At 39.3% G+C, this 19322-nt stretch carries 19 protein-coding genes and 1 pseudogene; 1 reads left to right on the forward strand and 19 read right to left on the reverse strand.

What is annotated here, in order from left to right; all coding sequences use genetic code 11:
• Positions 1-15 precede the first annotated feature (15 nt).
• Positions 16-1815: a M3 family oligoendopeptidase gene (locus RCG21_RS25920; RefSeq protein WP_133334485.1), complete on the reverse strand. Its 1800-nt coding sequence runs from the start codon at positions 1813-1815 to the stop codon at positions 16-18.
• Between the two features lie 185 nt (positions 1816-2000).
• Between RCG21_RS25920 and RCG21_RS25925 the strand changes: the two genes are divergently transcribed.
• Positions 2001-2972 carry a F510_1955 family glycosylhydrolase gene (locus tag RCG21_RS25925; protein ID WP_133334484.1) on the forward strand — a complete coding sequence of 324 codons (972 nt, stop codon included), beginning with the start codon at positions 2001-2003 and terminating at the stop codon, positions 2970-2972.
• 18 nt (positions 2973-2990) lie between these two features.
• Here RCG21_RS25925 and sigK read toward each other — a convergent pair whose 3' ends face one another.
• From sigK to ruvX, 18 genes and pseudogenes are all read right to left on the reverse strand, one after another.
• Positions 2991-3707, reverse strand: coding sequence for an RNA polymerase sporulation sigma factor SigK (gene sigK, locus RCG21_RS25930; protein ID WP_133334483.1), 717 nt, complete (start codon positions 3705-3707; stop codon positions 2991-2993).
• Between the two features lie 758 nt (positions 3708-4465).
• Positions 4466-4606, reverse strand: a complete 141-nt coding sequence (locus RCG21_RS25935) for a YrzI family small protein (RefSeq protein WP_308913891.1) — start codon at positions 4604-4606, stop codon at positions 4466-4468.
• 42 nt (positions 4607-4648) lie between these two features.
• Positions 4649-4789: a YrzI family small protein gene (locus RCG21_RS25940; RefSeq protein WP_081810617.1), complete on the reverse strand. Its 141-nt coding sequence runs from the start codon at positions 4787-4789 to the stop codon at positions 4649-4651.
• Positions 4790-6373: 1584 nt separating this feature from the next.
• Positions 6374-6597, reverse strand: a pseudogene (locus RCG21_RS25945) (YrhC family protein).
• Between the two features lie 160 nt (positions 6598-6757).
• Positions 6758-7891: a bifunctional cystathionine gamma-lyase/homocysteine desulfhydrase gene (locus tag RCG21_RS25955; RefSeq protein WP_133334480.1), complete on the reverse strand. Its 1134-nt coding sequence runs from the start codon at positions 7889-7891 to the stop codon at positions 6758-6760.
• 1 nt (position 7892) lies between these two features.
• Positions 7893-8816 (reverse strand): cysteine synthase A, encoded by a 924-nt coding sequence (gene cysK / locus RCG21_RS25960; protein WP_133334479.1) that lies wholly within the window; start codon positions 8814-8816, stop codon positions 7893-7895.
• Positions 8817-8836: 20 nt separating this feature from the next.
• A complete protein-coding gene (gene mtnN, locus RCG21_RS25965) occupies positions 8837-9532 on the reverse strand; it encodes a 5'-methylthioadenosine/S-adenosylhomocysteine nucleosidase (RefSeq protein ID WP_133334478.1) in 696 nt (231 codons plus the stop codon).
• Positions 9533-9583: 51 nt separating this feature from the next.
• Positions 9584-10222: a class I SAM-dependent DNA methyltransferase gene (locus RCG21_RS25970; protein WP_133334477.1), complete on the reverse strand. Its 639-nt coding sequence runs from the start codon at positions 10220-10222 to the stop codon at positions 9584-9586.
• Positions 10223-10421: 199 nt separating this feature from the next.
• Entirely contained in the window at positions 10422-11069 is a 648-nt protein-coding gene (locus RCG21_RS25975) for a YrrS family protein (protein WP_133334476.1), read from the reverse strand.
• 90 nt (positions 11070-11159) lie between these two features.
• Entirely contained in the window at positions 11160-12920 is a 1761-nt protein-coding gene (locus RCG21_RS25980) for a peptidoglycan D,D-transpeptidase FtsI family protein (RefSeq protein ID WP_133334475.1), read from the reverse strand.
• A 63-nt stretch (positions 12921-12983) separates the two neighbouring features.
• Positions 12984-13460, reverse strand: coding sequence for a transcription elongation factor GreA (greA, locus tag RCG21_RS25985; RefSeq protein WP_133334474.1), 477 nt, complete (start codon positions 13458-13460; stop codon positions 12984-12986).
• Positions 13461-13627: 167 nt separating this feature from the next.
• The gene (gene udk, locus RCG21_RS25990) at positions 13628-14260 is read right to left on the reverse strand and encodes a uridine kinase (protein ID WP_133334473.1); all 633 of its coding nucleotides are present in this window, start codon (positions 14258-14260) and stop codon (positions 13628-13630) included.
• Between the two features lies 1 nt (position 14261).
• Complete coding sequence (locus tag RCG21_RS25995) at positions 14262-15533, reverse strand: peptidase U32 family protein (RefSeq protein ID WP_133334472.1); 1272 nt, start codon at positions 15531-15533, stop codon at positions 14262-14264.
• Positions 15534-15550: 17 nt separating this feature from the next.
• Positions 15551-16480: a peptidase U32 family protein gene (locus RCG21_RS26000; RefSeq protein ID WP_133334471.1), complete on the reverse strand. Its 930-nt coding sequence runs from the start codon at positions 16478-16480 to the stop codon at positions 15551-15553.
• The gene (locus RCG21_RS26005) at positions 16477-17127 is read right to left on the reverse strand and encodes an O-methyltransferase (RefSeq protein WP_133334470.1); all 651 of its coding nucleotides are present in this window, start codon (positions 17125-17127) and stop codon (positions 16477-16479) included. Before RCG21_RS26005 ends, RCG21_RS26000 begins: the two co-directional genes overlap by 4 nt.
• Before the next feature lie 151 nt (positions 17128-17278).
• On the reverse strand, positions 17279-18415 hold the full coding sequence (gene mltG / locus RCG21_RS26010; protein ID WP_133334469.1) for an endolytic transglycosylase MltG: 1137 nt from the start codon (positions 18413-18415) through the stop codon (positions 17279-17281).
• A 184-nt stretch (positions 18416-18599) separates the two neighbouring features.
• Positions 18600-18890, reverse strand: a complete 291-nt coding sequence (locus RCG21_RS26015; RefSeq protein ID WP_026572359.1) for a DUF1292 domain-containing protein — start codon at positions 18888-18890, stop codon at positions 18600-18602.
• A gap of 12 nt (positions 18891-18902) precedes the next feature.
• The gene (gene ruvX / locus RCG21_RS26020; protein ID WP_133334468.1) at positions 18903-19319 is read right to left on the reverse strand and encodes a Holliday junction resolvase RuvX; all 417 of its coding nucleotides are present in this window, start codon (positions 19317-19319) and stop codon (positions 18903-18905) included.
• Positions 19320-19322: the final 3 nt, after the last annotated feature.

The raw sequence follows: 19322 nt of genomic DNA on the forward strand, positions 1-19322 counted from the left end.
TTTCGCTTATTGTTCTTACTTATCCTTCGTTAATTCAAGGAATTCGAAAATATCATCCAAGCAAGGTTTTACGGCCTGTTCCCAGAAATCCTTTTGTGTCAAATCTACCTGCAGATGCTTCTCTGCCAGATCCTCTACGGTCATGGAAGCCGTATCCCTCAACAAAGCAATATACTTTTCTTCATATCCTTTTCCTTCCGCAAGAGCCTTTGCATAAATCCCCAATGAGAATAAATAACCAAAAGTATACGGGAAGTTATAAAACGGCACCCCTGTAATAAAGAAATGAAGCTTTGAGGCCCAAAATAATGGATGGTATTCATCTAAGGCATCACAATACGCTTCTTTTTGCGCTGAGAGCATCAGTTCATTTAACCTTGTTGACGACACAGGACCTTGTTTTCTTTCTTCATAAAAGCTTGTTTCGAACAAGAACCTCGCGTGAATATTCATTAATAGGGCAACCGTTCTTTGAATTTTATCATCCAGGAGAACAAGCTTTTCTTCTTCATTTTTTGCATTTTTTACGGCGGCATCAGCAACAATCATTTCAGCAAAGGTAGAGGCTGTTTCCGCAACATTCATTGCGTAATTTCGATTTAAATAGTGGACACCTTTCATTGCAAATGTGTGGAAGCCGTGCCCTAATTCATGCGCAAGAGTGGAGACATTGGATGGAGTCCCGGAATAGGTCATGAAAATTCGTGATTGATTACTTTCCGGAAAAAAGGTACAAAAACCACCTGGTGCTTTTCCAGGACGATCCTCGCCTTCAATCCACTGTTCTTCAAAAGCCTTTCGGGCAAATGCCGCCATTTTTTCGCCAAAATGTGAAAACTGCTGTTGGATAAATTCTGCACCTTCCTGATAGGAAACTTTAGATTCCGTCTTGCCATATGGGGCATCTAAATCAAACCAGCTTAATTTTTCTAATCCCAGCAGTTTTGCTTTTCGGTTTAAATATTGGACAAGCAATTCCTTACTTTCTGTTATGACGGCCCACATCGTTTCAAGTGTTGCTTTTTCCATGCGGCTGATGGTAAGCGGTTCCTTTAGCACATCTTCCCAGCCTCTTTTTTCGTAAACACTTAAACGAAAGCCTGCGAGGTGATTCAATGTTTTAGCTAAAAGATCTGCCTGCTCTCCCCAGGCTTGCTCCCAATTTTTAAATACTTCGGCGCGAATCTCTCGATTAGGGCTTGAAAATTTATTAAATGCCTGACCGACTGACAGCCGCTTTTCTTCGCTATTTTCTGTAAATGGAATTTTAATTTTCCCTACTACTAAGTCATATAACTGTCCCCATCCATGGTAGCCATCTACCCCAAGGGCATTGATTAATGCCTCTTCTTCCTTCGATAATTTATCCTTCGCCCGTTCCCGGCGTTCATTTAACACAAAAGAAAGGTCAATCAATGATTCATCCTTTAGCATTTGTCCCCAAATGGAATCGCCAATTGAAGTTAGTAGGTTGTCAAAGCCTGCAAGAGCTGTCTGAAAAACAGCACTTAAACTCGTTACTTTCGAATCAAGTTGGTTTGCCTTTTGATCCTCCGTGTTTTGTGCCTGCAGGCAGCCAACAAACGCCCCGGCTTGACGCAGCTTTTTGGCAACGCTCTCAAAATCTACTAATAACTCATGTAAATAGATCGTATCCTCCAGATTATTTTTTGGTGTCCACTGATTAACCTTTGTGTGAAACAGCTGAATTAAATGTTCTGCTTTTTGTAAGTGAGTAGTAAATTCAGGAGAATCACTCCCACCTTTAAAAATCACATCTAGATCCCAAACATCTGAATATGTAACGGCTGTCAATGTTTTTCCCTCCTTTATATATGTACAAATTTATTATATGTTTATATTTCAAAGAATTCTATTTTTAGGAAAAGTAATTAGAAATTTGACAACTTTGCAGAGACTGGGGTATAAGTGGAAGGAAAAGGATTCAGTAAGAGATCCGTGAAGGATTATGATTTTTGGTTCGTTCAGGAGGAGAAGAAGTGAAGATTCAAAAGATTACTTTTACTATTTTATTAGGATTAATGATGGTTGCCGCCGGCTGCTCAAATAAAGGTCAAAGCCAGAAACCACAAGAAGAAACAAAAAATTCTAAAACTAACATTTCCTATAAGATTATCGAGGCAAAGACTTTAAAAGTGGATCATATCCATGGGATTGGTTATCCCGGCAATGACAATAAGCTTTATATTGCCGCGCATGATGGCTTGAAAATGTATAAGGATTCAAAATGGTTTGAAACAACCGCCAATCTCCATGACTATATGGGATTTCAAGCAACCGAAAAGGGATTTCTGGCAAGCGGTCATCCGCAAAAAGGAACGGATTTAAAGAATCCGCTTGGATTAGTTCAAAGCATAGATAAAGGCAAAACAATCGATCAATTGGCTTTTTACGGTCAAAAGGATTTTCATTTCATGGCCGCAAGCTTTTCAGGAAATGGCATTTATGTCATTAATGAAGAACAAAGCGACAAACTAGCACCCGGTGTCAATTATTCAAAGGATAACGGGATGAGCTGGAAGAAGAGTGAATTCAAAGATTTTACCGCTGATTCGCTCGGTATGATTGCCGTTCACCCTATTAATGGTGATTTAATGGCCATGTCAACGAGGTCAGGTATTTATTACTCAGAAGACAATGGAAATACAATGAAGTTGATTACAAATCCTGTTATGGTAACAGCCTTAACATTTATGGATAATGACCTTTTATATTCAAGTGTTGAAGATGGAAACATCTTATTAAAAACCATTAACCCTAAAAATGAAAGCCAAAAAAATTGGAAAATCCCTTTCTTGGATTATGACAATCCGATTACGTATTTAGCAGTTAATCCGAAAAACAAGAAGGAAATTGCTTTCACAACCTATAAGAATGATGTATATGAAACAACCGATGGCGGTAAGAATTGGAAGGTTCTCTTAAAGAATGGAAAAATGGAGCAGGATTAATCCCGCTCCATTTTTTCATTAGCGATTTTTCTTTCGATCTTTCTCCGCTCGATAAAATTCATGGAACATTTTCATAAGGGCTCGCTTTTCAATCCTCGATACATAACTTCTTGAAATCCCAAGTTCTTTTGCAATTTCCCGTTGGGTTTTTTCTTTTTGCAAATCCAGTCCAAAGCGGCCAATAATGACTTCTTTTTCCCGATCATCAAGGACATCAATGTATTTTCTGATTTTTTCAAGTTCCATATTTAATTGAATGGTGTCGATAACATCCTCTGATTCTGATTTGAGTACATCAATGAGAGAAATTTCGTTTCCTTCTTTGTCCTGCCCAATCGGGTCGTGAAGGGAAACATCTTTTTTTGTTTTCTTCAGGGCCCTTAAGTGCATGAGAATTTCATTTTCAATACATCTTGCGGCATAAGTGGCAAGCTTTGTTCCTTTTCCTTCAGAATAGCTCTCGATTGCTTTAATCAGTCCAATGGTTCCGATTGAAATTAAATCCTCTGAATCCTCACCAGTATTTTCAAACTTTTTGACGATATGGGCGACAAGACGAAGATTATGTTCAATCAGCATATTGCGTGCATGTGGATCCCCTTCTGCCATTAAACGAAGATATTTTCTTTCCTCAGCAGCAGACAAGGGCTGTGGAAAGGCATTATTTTTTACATAGGAAACAAGAAAAAGAAATTCCTTTACTAAATAACCGAGAGCCGTAAAAATTCCAGACATGCATCTCCACCCCCGAGCCATATTAGACTAGTGCCTATAACTAATTCCTATGTAGAAAACAGGGAGATTGTGTCTGTCCATTATTTTTTATTTCTTATAAGAAAAGCGGAAGCGCCTTGTCCAGCCCCGATATAGTAAGACTAGTCGGTTGGCGAGCGTAGCGAAGCCAAAGACTTAGTCGCACTTAATGCGTACAGAAAGCGTTAGCTTTCTGCAGCCAAGTGCTGGAGGACCTGACGGTGAAGTCGTTCTTTGACTTCATTGGCAGGGCCGAAGCAATCTCGAGGGCTAGGCGCTGGAGCTGGACAAATTCTCGAAGTCGAATAAAATAAGCACCAACCATTGGAACGGTTGGTGCTTGAGTTTAATCATTATGCTGCTACCTCTGCGGCGATATAACAGGCAATCGCTCCTGTAATGACAAGAGAAAGTGCAACCATAAACAACATATTCCCCACCCCTTTAAGAATGATTCTGCTATGTCTAATTAGAATTTATCATATTTTCACAGTATCTATCTTCAAGGGTTGTGAACATTTTGTTAACGATCAAAGTATATGATAAACAGATTCATGATGACTTCTTTTTCTTACCCCTTAGGAAAAGTGATAATAAAACAACATGCAACGGCATTACCATAACCTCCTATTTAACGTTCGTTAGGTGGTATCTTTCATAACCCACAAACTAGCTTTTCTTCCTTGAATGAAATAAATCATATATAAAACCACCTTTCTTTGTTAGCGAATTTTTGGAACTTACATCCAATGATGCATTGAAATTTGCCGATCTCTATTTTCCTCGTAAAGCTTCTCTACCATTTCTTGATGCATTGCTTCCTCAACACTGATCCGGCGTTTCTTAATCGTAATCGAAAGGAATAAAATATTCAGGGTCATTAGATTTCACCTCCTAAAACAGATTTATTTTTCAAGCAGCAATTAGAATATGTGATACATGGAGCTTTGACGATCTTTTGTTTGCTCATATAGCTTTTCAACCATTTCCTGCTGAACAGCTTCTTCAAGGCTCATTTTTCGTTTTTTGATCGTAATTGAAAAGAATAAAATATTCAGGGTCATATTGGTTCACCTCCTTTAAAGAAATTTATACAACCTCTACACATTATGCAGTACATATCCAAAGGGACTATAAAAAGGGCACAAAAAGGCCGCAAGAAGCAACTCCTCCTGCGGCTTTTTAGCATTAGCTAATTTTAGGCACAAAAATACCGCAAGGCGTCATTCTCCCTGCGGCATGGATATGTATTGTAAAATACGTTAAGCAATCCATTCCAGTCTGGTCGAATGCACATTATTTAGTTTATTAAATTTCGCTGCTGATGGAATTAATAACATCATCATTTGATTCGACCTCCTTTTAGAATTTTTTACTAACTACGGTAATTATATCCACATCAAATTACTTTGTAAACCTTTTTTTAGCAATTTTTTCAAAATAGGCAAAAAAATAAGCGTCCCTTTTCGAAGGCGCGAACAACTTTCATAGCCTTTTATTTCATTCACTTACTTTAACAATTCACTGCGTTAATTTATATAAAAAGCATAATATATAGGCTGTTCAACTGGTCTGTTGATTTAAAAATTCTACAACTCTCAATAAATTAATAAAAATAAGTGTTAAATTTATTTTTTAAGCCAAAAGAGCCTAGCTAAAGGGAATTTGAATTTGTTTTTATTGATGTATAAGTTCCGGACAACCACCTTTTCGCCTGATTGACAAATATATAGTTTTTTCTCCGTAATGGATAAAATTTTCATTCCCAACGAGGATAATGATGCCCATTTGTTCCCCATATTTTTTTTAAAAGGCTATTTTCGTAAACTTTGTTGCTCTCTTACTAAATTTACTCGCAAAAATACTATTGTACAAATTTGATGATTCCAAGACGATGAGTCCGAATGAAGCCTTGATTTAGACATGGTTGTGGATTTCTAAGCCGGTCGTGTCCGAATGGAGCCCTGCTTCAGACAGGATTGTTGATTTCGAAGATGATTGAGTCCGAATCGAGCCCTGATTCAGACAGGGATGTTAATTTCGAAGATGATCGTGTCCAAATGGAACCCTAATTCAGACAAGGATGCTGATTTTGAAGACGGCCAAGTCCGAATGGGGCTCTGATTCAGACAGGGGATGCTATTTTCAAAGACGGTCAAGTCCGGATGGAGCCCTAATTCAGACAGGGATGTTGATTTCAAAGCCGATTGAGTTGAATGGAGTCATAATCCACAGGGATGTTGATTTCAAAGATGATTGAGTCCGAATCAACAGGCCCCTTATCTGAAAAATAAGTTATTAGCCCTAACACGACATATATGGGAGGAGTACTAGGAAAAAGCTCCCTGTTGATTGGAGCGGAAGGTGCGAAGACTCCTCGAAAATGCTAACGCATTTTCTTCGTGCGTGGGCGGATTCAAGGAAGCAATTCAGTGTCCTGCGGGAGTACGGGGCAGGGGAGACCCCACGGGCGCCAAAGCGCCGAGGAGGCTCCCCGGCACGCCCGCGGAAAGCGAAGCACCTGGAGCGGAAATCAACAGGCCCATTAGCATGGACAACCTTTTAATAAAGATCATTTAACAAAATTAAAAATTGCCGAGAAAAATTACCTTTCTCGACAATCTGAACGTCACTTTTTGGAACGCTAATTAATTTGAGTTATGTTCATGGTCATCTTCTATTTCCATTAATTTCAATTTGTAAATTTTCGACTGAGCAAAAAATAAAATGGAAACAGCTAAAAAACTTGCTGATACAAGCATCATAATATTTAAATCCGTTGGATCCTTTGACCCGGATGGAATGATTACGCCTAAGTAAAAAAGACACCGACAGCTAATAAGACAGTTGCAAACCGTTTAAAGTCCACCATCTTCTCAAAAAGATATTTTGTTTGTATTTTCAATGCTGTTCACCTGCTTTTCTTAAAATCTACTAACCTACTTTAACATAGAAACCAAATGGAAAGCGGATGTAAATTTTAGAAAAAGTGAACTGAAAAACCCGGCTGCATCTGAGCCGGGTCAAGAGATTTATTTTAACGCTTGTTTCAAATCATCGATTAAATCTTCAACATCCTCGAGTCCAACGGAAATACGGACCAAACCATCTACAATTCCTAATTCCGCACGACGCTCGGCAGGGATTGATGCATGGGTCATTCTAGCCGGTACAGAAATTAAACTTTCTACAGCGCCGAGACTTTCAGCTAACGTAAAGTATTTTACCCTGCTTAATAATTTGTCGGCATTTTCCGCACTGCCAACATCAAATGAAACCATACCGCCAAAACCGCGGGCTTGTTTTTTCGCAATAGCATGATTTGGATGGGTTTCAAGCCCAGGATAATAGACCTTTTTCACATTAGGGTGTGATTGCAAAAATTCAACAATTTCCTTTGTATTTGCTTCCGTTTCTTCCATGCGAATTCCTAATGTTTTTATCCCTCTAATCAGAAGCCATGAGTCCTGAGGCCCTAAAATTCCGCCAGTGGAATTTTGAACAAAATGAAGGTCTTCGGCAAGCTGGTCGTCGTTCACAACAACTAGACCTGCAACGACATCACTATGCCCACCAATATATTTAGTCGCACTATGAAGGACAATATCTACTCCAAACTCAAGAGGGTTTTGCCAATATGGTGTTGAGAAGGTATTATCAACAATCGTTAACAGATTATGTTCTTTTGCCATCATAGCCGCTGCTTCAATATCGGTTACCTTTAAAAGCGGATTGGTTGGTGTTTCTAAGTAAATGGCTTTTGTGTTTGGTCTAATTTCCTTTTTAATATTTTCTAAATTACTTGTATCAACAAAAGTGGAATCGATCCCGACTCTGTTTAAGACCTTGGTCATCACACGGAAGGTACCGCCATATACATCATCTGTTAGAATGACATGATCACCGCTGTTAAACAGCATGAAAACGGCAGTAATCGCCGCCATACCAGAGCCAAAGGCAAAACCTGCCTTACCACCCTCAATATCTTTAATCAGCTCTTCAAGTGCGTGTCTGGTTGGATTCCCGGTTCGAGAATACTCAAAGCCTTTATGGCCTCCTACCCCCTCTTGTTTATACGTACTTACTTGATAAATTGGAAATGATACCGCACCTGTTGCCGGGTCTTCACTAATGCCGCCATGTATTAATTTTGTTTTCCTTTTCACCCTAAAGTCCCCCTTCAAAAATCTTTTTACTCAAGTATCGTTCACTGCCATCAGGGAAGATGACAACAATATTTGTCCCTGGTTTTGCTATTTCTGCCTCTTTTAAGGCAGCATAAAATGCCGCACCTGTAGAGCTTCCGACAAGTAAGCCCTCTTTTGCCGCTAATTCCTTTACAAGGGCAAATGCATCGTCATCGGAAACCGTATAAATCGAATCAAAATAGGCTGGGTCCATATATCCTGGAAGAAACTCCATTCCAATTCCTTCCGTTTTATGCGGACCGGATTCTCCTCCGTTTAAGATGGACCCCTCCGGTTCTACGATAACTGTTTTTACTTCTTTTTTCTGGTCCTTTAAATACCGGGCCGTTCCCATAAAAGTTCCGCCGGTTCCTGCTCCAGCTATAAAAACATCCACCTGGCCATCCAGTTGCTCCCAAATTTCCGGGCCGAGTGTTTTATAATACGTCTCAGGGTTTGCCGGATTACCAAATTGCTGTGGGCAATAAGAATTTGGAATTTCCTTAAGAAGTTCCTCCGCTCTTGCAATAGCGCCCTTCATTCCTTTTTCCGTTGGAGTGTGAACAATTTTTGCGCCAAGCGCCTTCACTAACTCCTGTTTTTCAATACTGAATTTTTCCGGTACACATAAAATGATCTGGATGCCTTTATTGATGGCTGCAAGTGCCAGGCCAATCCCCGTATTCCCTGCGGTTGGTTCGATGACGGTACTGCCTTCACGTATTTTTCCACTCTTAATGGCATCGTTTAGTAATTCAACACCGAGCCGGTCCTTTACACTGCCACCCGGATTCATGAACTCCAGCTTTGCAAATAAACGAACACCCGTAGGTAATGGAAACTGCGTAATTTCTACAATAGGTGTATGACCAATTAATTCATGAACATTATTGTAAACATTCATTTTCCCACCACTTTCAAAGTCTATCTTAATGCTGCTACCATCTTCATTACTAAAGTAGCTGAATGCCGTGCTGCCTGATCAATAAACTGGTCAAAGGAAACTTCTGATTCTTTACCTGCAATATCTGAAAGGGAACGAATGATGACAAATGGAACACCGAATTGATGGGATACTTGTGCAATTGCAGCAGCTTCCATTTCAACAGCCTGCAGGTCATTAAATTTAGAACGGACAAAATCAACCCGTGCAGGATCTTCCATGAAGGAATCTCCTGTGGCGATTAAGCCTTTTACAATTTGGAAATTTTCTAGCTCTTTTGCAGCTTCTTCTGCAATGGAAATTAATTTTTCATCTGCGGTAAATGCAGCAGGGAGCTGGGGAACCTGCCCATATTCATAGCCAAAAGCCGTTACATCTACATCGTGATGACGAACCTCAGTTGATATCACCGCATCCCCTACGTTAAGTGATGGGTTAAAGCCTCCTGCAGATCCCGTATTAATAATATAGTCAGGCTTATATTTTTCAAGGAGAATAGTCGTTGACATGGCAGCATTTACTTTTCCAATTCCGGAACGAAGCAAAATCACTTCTACCCCATGCATTTGGCCAAATGTAAATTCACAGCCTGCCACTGTTTCTTGACTTCTTCCCTCGATATGATCTCTTAGTAAAGTTACTTCTTCTTCCATAGCTCCAATGATTGCGATTTTCATTCCTTAACCTCTTTCCAGTCCAGCTACTGCACCTAGGCGCTTTTGCTTTTCTTAGCGTTTTATTCCTTCCATTAACCAGACAAACTCGTTGCACTTTTTAAATGAAACACTAAATCCGTTATTTTCCAATATATCTTTTAAAACGGGAATTGTTGTATAGTATTCAGTTTCCAAATCGTTTGCCAGATTATGAAAGCCTTCGCTTTTTGCTTTTTCTATTGCATGATAGTAATCTTCCTCGGATTCATACATCGTATCCGCGAACACTATTTTACCACCTTTTGAAAGCAGCTTGCTATATTTTTCAACTGCAAAGGCTTTTTCATCATCTGTCAGGTGATGGAAGGCATAGGTGCTTACAAATGTGTCGATGTTTTTGATCTCTGGAAACTCTAGAAAATCGCCATCAAGAACCACGACTTGGTTATTTAGTTTTTGGAGAGCAATTTCCCTCATGGACGAGGAAGGCTCAATCCCTGTTACGATTAAACCACGTGCTAGTAGCTTTTTAGTCAGATTTCCAGTTCCAACCCCAAACTCTACCACATGACCAGAAGACTGGAAAGCTGTTAACTCTAAAATTTCCTCATATCCGGAAAATACTTCTTTATATTCTTGATCACGGCCAATGACTGTATCATCATATGAATCTGCCCATTGTTCAAATAGATCTAAAAATTCTCTGCCCATTATTTCCACACTCCTGATGCAAACATATAATTCCTATAAGCATACTATGGATTAGACGAATACTATGTTACCATAATACATTTTTTTACTCAATATATATGGTTAAACCTGGTTTTTGATTTCCGTTCCAATTACTTTGTTTAAAAGCCAACATGGAATAGCACAAGCCTAAAAAAGGATGAAGCCGCTAGGCCCATCCTTAGTTTTTATCTACTTTTGTCGGCTTCCAGCCTTGACCGTCAACCCATTCAATATAGACTGTATAATTTTGTTTTTTATCTTTTGATGATACCGTACCAATCGAAGCATTCTGTTTGCTTCGGTCCCTGCCAAGATGCCATACAATCATATTATTTTGGTCTAAGCCCGTTGCATAGGATATAGCATTAAGCATCTCCTGCCAATCTGCCGAGCTGGTGTCATATACTGGGGTATGTTCACCTGTTTGCGTAGTCCCTACTGGTTTCCAATCTTTGTTTTCAGTAGTTTTTTCGTCATTGGCGGTACTTTCTTTGTCTGTAGCTTCTTCCTGGGAATCATTTGTACTGCCTTCTTGATCCTCTACTGATGTACCGTCTGTTGCAGTATCAGAGGAAGCATTTTCATCTGCTACAGATGCATTGGTTTCCTCAGCTGAATCAGTTTGATTCTTATTTTGTGTTGTTTGTTTTTCAGTTGTATGTTGAACATCATTTTTCGGTGACGCGCTGCTATCACCTGACGCAAAGATTCTGTAAGCAACGAAAACTATTAAGACGATTACAACGACAATCAAACCATTTAATATTAAATTTGTCTTTTTACGTTTTGCTCTGTATCCCGAACGAGAATCAAAATCGTTATTCAAGTTACTCTCCTCCTAAAAATAAGGCTGTCAACATTCTACCATGATTCTCCGTGAACTTGAAGAGATATCACTCAAAACCAATCGAAAAGACTATTCACTCTCCTGATCATAGGCATAAAGCATTTTGACCATGTCAGCAAATAATAAATTAACCCCGCCCTCATTGTCATACACATCTAAATTTACAGCTACCAGCGCATATTTAGGGCTCTCATAAGGAAAATACCCTGCAAACCATTTATTATGAAGCTGCTTTCCGTCCTGAAACTTACCCGTTTCAGCAGTACCTGATTTCCCGGCAACCTCATAGCGCAGGTCCTGAAACCATTTTCCGGTACCATTTGGGTTTATTACAACTTCCCTTAACAATTTTTGCAATTTCATAGCGGTATAAGGGGAAATCGTATCACCTGGCAATTCCTGCAGAGGAAAATTCACCATTGTTGTCCCATTTTTATATTGAATCTTAGACACTGCCCTGACCATTTCATTTTTACCGCCTCTAGCAATAGTGGCCATCATGTTGGCAACAGCTAACGGGGTGGATCTTACCTCATGCTGGCCAATACCGGACATCGAAACATAATTAGGGTCCTTTCTAGCTGCATCAGACAGAAACACCCGGCCTTTCTCCTCTTCACCGAGCTGTTTAAAATCGTTCGTATGATAGACATCCCCCGTCCAGCCAACAGGGCCAATTAATGATAATTTAGCTGCGTATTGTTCTAATAGACTTGGATCGATTTTCTGTAATTCTTTTGCGAGTTCACCGAAAGTACGATTACAGCTTCTGGCAAAGCTTTCGGAAAAATTCAATTCTCCGTAATCATATTTCACCTCAGGCTCACCATTAATTTTCTTACTGCAATTAAATAACCTTGCCGGATTATCTAGATTTTGATCAATAGCAGCAGCAGCTACCACAGTTTTAAAAACGGACCCCATAATTTGCTGCTTCAACATTCGATTTGCGACTCCTGAACCATTGTATGGATCCTGTTTATTTACATGAGGACGGGATACCATTGCTAAAATACTGTTATCTTTAATATCTAAAAGCACTAAACCGCCCTTTTTAATTTTATATTTATCGACGATTTCTTCTGCCTTTTTCTGGATTTTTTTATCAATAGTGGTTTTTACATTAACAGGATAAAACGGGTTGGCAGGGTCAACATACTTTACATTTATCCCGAATAGCGGAGCACCATCACCATCAACATGATAAACAAGCTTTGATTTCCCTTCAGGAAGCAGAAATTCATCAAAGCTTTTCTCTAAGCCGGACACTCCGATTAAGGTTTCCCTTGGAAGATCCTTTTTTGGATAACGCTCCATCATTACCTTTAGATTCTCACCTGTAAGACCAATTAATTGCTCAGCGGGAACAGTTGCCCTTTCAAACTTTTTATCAATCGCAAAGACACCTGGAATTTCCAGTGCATTAATTCTTTCCACCTGTGAATGGGTTAATTCCAAGGGTTCTGGATTCCCATAGGCAAATGGTTTTTTAGCTGTTTCAACCGCATGCTGAAGAGATTCTTGAGGAATACCAGTAATGGACGAAACCTTCTCAACATCCCAATTCATTTTTTTTAAAAAAGGAAAAAGCACAAGAACTGATTCCTTTTTATAGGCCAGCATATTTCCATTCCGGTCTAGAAAATCCCCTCTGCCATTGTCAATCACTAATTCCTGAGTTCGCTGTTTAACGCTTTCCTCCAACAAATTAATATGATGCTTGGAGAAAGACTCTGTATCCATTAATTGAATCTGCATAAGCCGGAATAATAAAAACGTTAAAAAGAAAATACAGATGAAAAGCCATCCTTTTGCTCGTCTTCTCCACATAAAAAACACCTCGTCAAAAGTTTTGACGAGGTTTGGAAATTTCAAACAATTTATTCTGTTTTATTATTTAATGGTAATAATTCTAACGCTCATTTCGCCGCCTGGAGTTTGTACAGAGACTTCGTCTCCAACCTTTTTACCTATAAGGCTTCTCGCGATTGGTGAATCATTCGAGATTTTCCCTTCGAATGGATCTGCTTCGGCGCTGCCGACAATCGTATAGGTTTCTTCTTCACCATCAGGAAGTTCAATAAATGTTACCGATCTTCCTAGGGTTACGGAATCACTTGCCATTTCGCCTTCTTCGATGATCTTTGCATTTCGAATCATGTTTTCTAATGTGGTAATACGGCCTTCGACAAATGCTTGCTCTTCTTTCGCTGAATCATACTCAGAGTTCTCAGATAAGTCACCAAAACTTCTGGCAATTTTAATCCGCTCCACTACCTCTTTCCGCTTAACGGATTTTAGGTATTCAAGTTCCTGTTCAAGTTTTTCTTTACCAGCCTGTGTCATTGGAAATACTTTTTCTGCTGCCAAAACTTCTCACTCCTTCTAGTATCACAATCCCCCAAAAGATTGTGTTTGAGATATATGTAGGTTGTATGCATCTTTTGTAAATGCATAGGAGCGCGTCCTTTTATCAGGGCGCGCCGCAATAATATTTTTCCAAATTGGAATCAATTAGGCTATTATTTGTTATTGTTTCATAAAAATGACTTTTGTTCAAGAATTGTTTGAATTTTTGTGACCATTAAATCAATTGCTACATGATTGTGTCCGCCTTCAGGAATAATAACATCCGCATACCGTTTCGAAGGTTCGATAAATTGATTATGCATAGGCCGTACAACGTTCACATATTGATCAATGACTGAATCCAATGTCCGGCCCCGTTCTTTAATATCACGCTGCATTCGGCGGATAATTCTTAAATCGGCATCAGTATCCACGTAGAGTTTAATATCCATTAAATTCCGAAGACGTTCGTCCTCGAGAACCATGATTCCTTCTAAGATTATAACATCTTTTGGTTCAACAGGAATAATTTTATCTGAACGGGTATGAAGCGCGTAATCATATACTGGCTTTTCAATCGGTTCATAGCGCAAAAGCCTTTCAATATGGTCAATTAGCAAATCATTATCAAATGCAAGCGGATGATCATAATTCGTTTTCAGCCGTTCCTCAAAAGGGAGCTCGCTTTGATCCTTATAGTAATAATCCTGCTCAAGCATAAGGATGGAATGTCCTTTAAAGCTATCGTAAATAGCTTTTGTTACACTGGTTTTTCCGGAGCCGGAGCCGCCGGTTACACCAATAACAACCGGTTTGCGCATTTTAGTTCTCCTTTCGCATCATGTTGTTAGGGTAAACCGGTTTGTCCAATTTAAATTGTACAATTTGAAGCGGATGTCTTGCAGCATCCAACTCTTGACCCTTTTCATCCCATATTTTATCAATGACATGCGTAAAGTTTTGAACTTCCGGACCGAAGAATTCGACTTCATCTCCCGGTTTAAAATGATTACGCTGCTGAAGGGTAACCATTTGCGTCTCCTCGTTATAATCCAACACAAGGCCGACAAATTCAAACGTTGTCTTCTTGCTATGATTACCAAACATTTGCTCTTTATACCCTGGAACGCCTTCAAAAAATGCCGGTGCCGTTTCACGGTTTGCGCATTTATCAAGCTCTTCTAACCATTCACGCTTGATGACAAAATTCTCAGGATCTGCACAGTAGGCATCGATGACTTTACGATATACACTAACAACTGTGGCAATATAGTGAATCGATTTCATCCGTCCTTCAATTTTCAAGCTGTCGATTCCTATTTCAATCATTTGCGGTATGGCTTTGATCAAATTTAGGTCTTTCGGACTCATCGCAAATGGCGCATCATTCTCAGCAAATTGCGGAGCTTCCGTTTGTTCGCCTTCGAGTTGATATAAATCATAATCCCAGCGGCATGATTGACAGCAGCCGCCGCGGTTGGAATCCCGTGCTGTCATATGATTACTTAACGTACAACGTCCTGAATAGGCAATACACATGGCGCCATGGATAAAGGTTTCAATTTCGATATCCACTTTTTCTTTCATTTCTTTAATCTCTTCCGCACTTGTTTCGCGTGCTAATACCACCCGCTCCAAGCCTTCTTCCTTCCAAAATTGGACAGCTTTCCAGTTAGAAAGAGATTGTTGCGTACTAAGATGGATTTCAATACCCGGTGCCACTCTTTTACATGTTTCAATAATCAACGGGTCTGCTACGATAATTCCGGCTACACCAGCTTCTTTTAAGCCCATTAAATATTCTTCTAATCCATCAATATTTTCATTATGGGCATAAATATTAGTGGTTACGTAGATTTTTGCGTCATACTTTTTAGCAAATTCCACGCCCTCTTTCATTTCCTCAAATGTAAAGTTATCGGCATTCGAGCGGAGGCCGTATTCCTGGCCACCGATAAATACGGCGTCAGCCCCATATTGAACAGCGATTTTTAATTTTTCAAGATTTCCTGCAGGTGCAAGCAGCTCGGGTTTTTTAACAATCACGCGCTTACCATCAATAATCTCTGATATTTTATCTTTAACAATACTCATATTCAATTTCCCTCCTTTTAATAAACCGTTTCTTTGAAAAAGAACCCTGTATCTAAAGGACGATTAGGCGGTTGAATTTCTTCAATGGCCGCTAATAATTCTTCTTTTTTATCTTCATAAAGCTCTTCATCTTTAAAATATAAATCAATGGCTTCTCGATATGCCTTTGTCACTTCAAGGATATATTCAGAGCTTTTCAGAATTCCGTCAATTTTAAAAGAATCGACGCCAGCCTCTAACATATCCTGCAATTCATCAATGATACAAATATCATTTGGACTCATAATATGCGTACCGTTTTCATCCTCAAAAATCGGATATTTATTTTCACGTTCTTTGTCATGCAGGAACATATTCTTTTGCATTTTACGATTTTCGATTTCCATGACTTTTCCTTGGTACTCATAATAGTTACCAAGTAAGGAACGCTTCGATTGGAACATGCAGCTCATTCCATGAACAAGAACTTCAATTTCCACTTCCGCTTTTTCCTTGATTTCAACGATTGCATCCATATTTACTTCACGTGCGAGAACGGCCCGGTTTGCGCCCTTTCTCCCCCAATAATTACAGGTATACCAGTTTGTTCCGGTTGTCTCTGTGCTCCAATGTAACTTCATGTTTGGGGCAGTTTCCCGAGCAGCCAATAATACTGCAGGATCACCGAAAATAATTGCATCCGCATTAGCCTCCTCAGCAAAACGGATATAATCATTTAATTCCGCCACTTTTTCATTATGAAAAATGGCATTCATGGCTACATATACTTTTTTTCCTTTAGAATGGGCAAGTTCAATCGCTTTTTGAACCTGTTCACGGTTGAATTCACCGGCTAACCGCAAACCATATCGTTGTTCTCCAACTACAAATGCATCTGCACCGGCTTCTGCAAGTGGCAGAATATCCTCTACAGATAAAGGAGTCACTAAAATTTCTGGATTTTTCATTCTTTTTCACCTCTTCTTTTACTAATAGCCACACCATCACCAACAGGGAGTATGATCGTATCATAGTCAGGATGGGCCATAAGCCAGCGATTAAAATCATCTATTTTTCTTACAAGATTTCTTGTTCGTTTCGATTCGATTTCTGATTCACAAACAAGTCCTTTAAATAGGACATTATCCGTGATAATCATTCCACCTGAAGAAAGGAACTTTGAATAAATATCAAAAAACCTCTTATATTGGCCCTTTGCGGCATCAATGAAAATCGCATCAAATGGAGCATGGCCAGCCACAAGGCCTTCGACTTCCAGCGCATCCCCCTTAATAAGGGAAATTTGCTCACTCTTTCCGGAACGGTTGATAAAGGCCTCTGCTAATGCAAAGCGCTCCTCATCTCGTTCAATGGTGGCAATTTTGGCATCGGGTAAGGTATAAGCCATGCGCAGTGCCGAGTAGCCAATCGCAGTACCAACCTCGAGGATTTTTTTTGAATCCTGTATCCTGAGAAGTTGCAGCATCGCTTCGATTCCTGCCAGTTCCATGATCGGGACATGGTGATTCTTTGCAAATTCTTCCATTTCCTGCAGCAATGGAATTCGATCCAAAATTAAATTTTCTATATAAGAATGTAGCTTTTCGTAATGCAAGCTACTCACCTCAATCCTATAAAAGCATAATGCTCTCTTTAGACATGAAAAAATAGCGTTCACAGAAACGCTATGGGTTGCTTTATTAAAACACTTGAATTATTTTATCATAAAAAAAAGGGGAATGCTAATTTCCCCCCTTAAATTATACCTATTTTTTATTGGAAATATGCTTGGCTTTTTCCTGATTGTGCTCAGCAAGTGTTTTTGTAAAAATAACCGACCCATCAGCTGTAGCAAGAAAATAATAATAATCTGTTTTTTCAGGGCGAAGTGCGGCCTCTATGGAGATTTTCCCAGCATTCGAGATGGGACCTGGAGGTAAACCGGTATTTTTATACGTATTATAAGGTGAACTCACTTCTAAATCTGCATAATAGACTTTCTTCTTATGTTTCCCCTGTGCATAAAGCACGGTCGGGTCCGTCTGCAGGGGCATTCCCTTTTTTAGCCGATTATAAAAAACACTTGATATTTTTTTCCGGTCTGCCTTTTCGGTAGCCTCTTCTTCAATTAACGATGCCATTGTTAACAGTTGATGAACTGAAAGTTTTTTCTTTTCACTTTCAGCTGTATATTGCGATAATACTGTTTTTGTTTTATCGAGCATCGCCGATACTATTTCTTCGACAGATGGATTTTTCTTATAAAAGGAATAGGTTGCCGGGTACAAGTATCCTTCAAGTGGATACTTGATATTGTAATTTAGAATTTCATTTGTTAATAACATTGGGTATTTCGCCATCATGCCTTTAACAAAATTTTTATCATTTAATTGATTGAACACATCTTGATCTTTTTTATGGATTGCCTTTGCCATAAGATGGGCAATTTCTTTTAATTGCTTTCCTTCCGGAATGGTAATCTTAAAGGCTGCCTGCTGGAGAACCTTCCCTGTTTTCAGACGGCCGACAATCTCCGGGATATCCATCGAAGGGCTTAGCTCATAATTTCCGGCCATAAATCCGCCCTCGTTTTTTAATTTCACATAGTATTTAAATACTTTTGCATTTTTAATAATTCCATTCGACTCTAATCTTTCAGCTATTCCTGTGACAGATGAACCGATTGGAATATCGACCTTTTTTGATATTTTACTCTTTGGATCCACTGGTTTGAGTGCTGATTGAATGTATAAATATCCGCCGCCGCCAATGACAACAATGAGTAAAATAATGATGATCGAAATGATTAAGACAATACGTCTGACAATTTTTGCTTCACTTTGATGTTCCAATAATTTTTTTCTAATTGCTTCTTTATTTGGCCCTTTATTTTCAGTTGCCAATAGTCTCCCCCCTGTGCCAGTAAAACGTTCACAAAATTACCAATAATAAATAAAATATTATAATAAGATATCGTAGTAATTTCATCATACGCAGCGAAAAATGTCAATTTTTCAGTGAAATTGCAGAAAAAAGTAGGATTTTCGGCAAAAAAAAGACCTATAAAATAGGTCATTTTTCTTACATTTATTCTTCGTCCTCTTGTTCTTCAAGGAAGGTATTGAGCATTTCTTCAATCATATCCCATTCTTCATCGGTTTCGATTGGCATTAATTCGCCGTCTTCCCCGTCCTCAGTCGGGATAAAGGCAGAAGCATGGATTTCGATATCATCTGCATCATCTTCCTCCGCACCTAATGGGTAATAAAGAACATATGATTTACCGAATTCTTCTGAATCGAAGGTAAATAATACTTCACATAATTGTTCATTTCCATTCTCATCTACTACTGTAATATTGTTTTCGCCGTGATCCATTTTTTCACCTCATTAATTTTTGCTATCTAGATAGCCTTGTAAAATCATCACTGCAGCCATTTTATCGATTACTTTCTTCCGTTTCTTCCGGCTTACATCTGCTTCAAGAAGCACGCGCTCGGCGGCCATGGTGGAAAGCCGCTCGTCCCACAAAACGGTCGGAACATCAAAGCGTCTTTCAAGCTCCGCTGCAAAATTTTGACTTGCTTCTCCGCGCGGACCAATTGTGCCGTTCATATTTTTTGGGAGTCCGATGACAACCTGGCTGACTTGATTCTCTTTTATTATTTGACCAATTTCATCAAAACCAAACTCGTTCTTTTCTTCATTGATTTTGAGCGTTTTTAAACCCTGTGCAGTCCAGCCAAGTTCGTCACTTAAGGCCACCCCGACTGTTTTTGAGCCTACATCCAATCCCATGATGCGCATTCA

It is taken from the genome of Bacillus salipaludis, assembly GCF_030938565.1.
In the GTDB taxonomy this organism is placed as follows: domain Bacteria; phylum Bacillota; class Bacilli; order Bacillales; family Cytobacillaceae; genus Neobacillus; species Neobacillus salipaludis_A.

What these genes read in the sequence shown, in the direction of transcription:
- udk (WP_133334473.1), bottom strand. Translation starts at nt 14,260, where the DNA reads ATGCGCAAACCGGTTGTTATTGGTGTAACCGGCGGCTCCGGCTCCGGA.
- RCG21_RS25935 (WP_308913891.1), bottom strand. Translation starts at nt 4,606, where the DNA reads ATGACCCTGAATATTTTATTCCTTTCGATTACGATTAAGAAACGCCGG.
- RCG21_RS26015 (WP_026572359.1), bottom strand. Translation starts at nt 18,890, where the DNA reads ATGGATCACGGCGAAAACAATATTACAGTAGTAGATGAGAATGGAAAT.
- cysK (WP_133334479.1), bottom strand. Translation starts at nt 8,816, where the DNA reads ATGAATGTTTACAATAATGTTCATGAATTAATTGGTCATACACCTATT.
- RCG21_RS25980 (WP_133334475.1), bottom strand. Translation starts at nt 12,920, where the DNA reads ATGTGGAGAAGACGAGCAAAAGGATGGCTTTTCATCTGTATTTTCTTT.
- RCG21_RS25940 (WP_081810617.1), bottom strand. Translation starts at nt 4,789, where the DNA reads ATGACCCTGAATATTTTATTCTTTTCAATTACGATCAAAAAACGAAAA.
- RCG21_RS26000 (WP_133334471.1), bottom strand. Translation starts at nt 16,480, where the DNA reads ATGAAAAATCCAGAAATTTTAGTGACTCCTTTATCTGTAGAGGATATT.
- RCG21_RS25970 (WP_133334477.1), bottom strand. Translation starts at nt 10,222, where the DNA reads ATGGGCAGAGAATTTTTAGATCTATTTGAACAATGGGCAGATTCATAT.
- mtnN (WP_133334478.1), bottom strand. Translation starts at nt 9,532, where the DNA reads ATGAAAATCGCAATCATTGGAGCTATGGAAGAAGAAGTAACTTTACTA.
- ruvX (WP_133334468.1), bottom strand. Translation starts at nt 19,319, where the DNA reads ATGCGCATCATGGGATTGGATGTAGGCTCAAAAACAGTCGGGGTGGCC.
- RCG21_RS25995 (WP_133334472.1), bottom strand. Translation starts at nt 15,533, where the DNA reads ATGAGTATTGTTAAAGATAAAATATCAGAGATTATTGATGGTAAGCGC.
- sigK (WP_133334483.1), bottom strand. Translation starts at nt 3,707, where the DNA reads ATGTCTGGAATTTTTACGGCTCTCGGTTATTTAGTAAAGGAATTTCTT.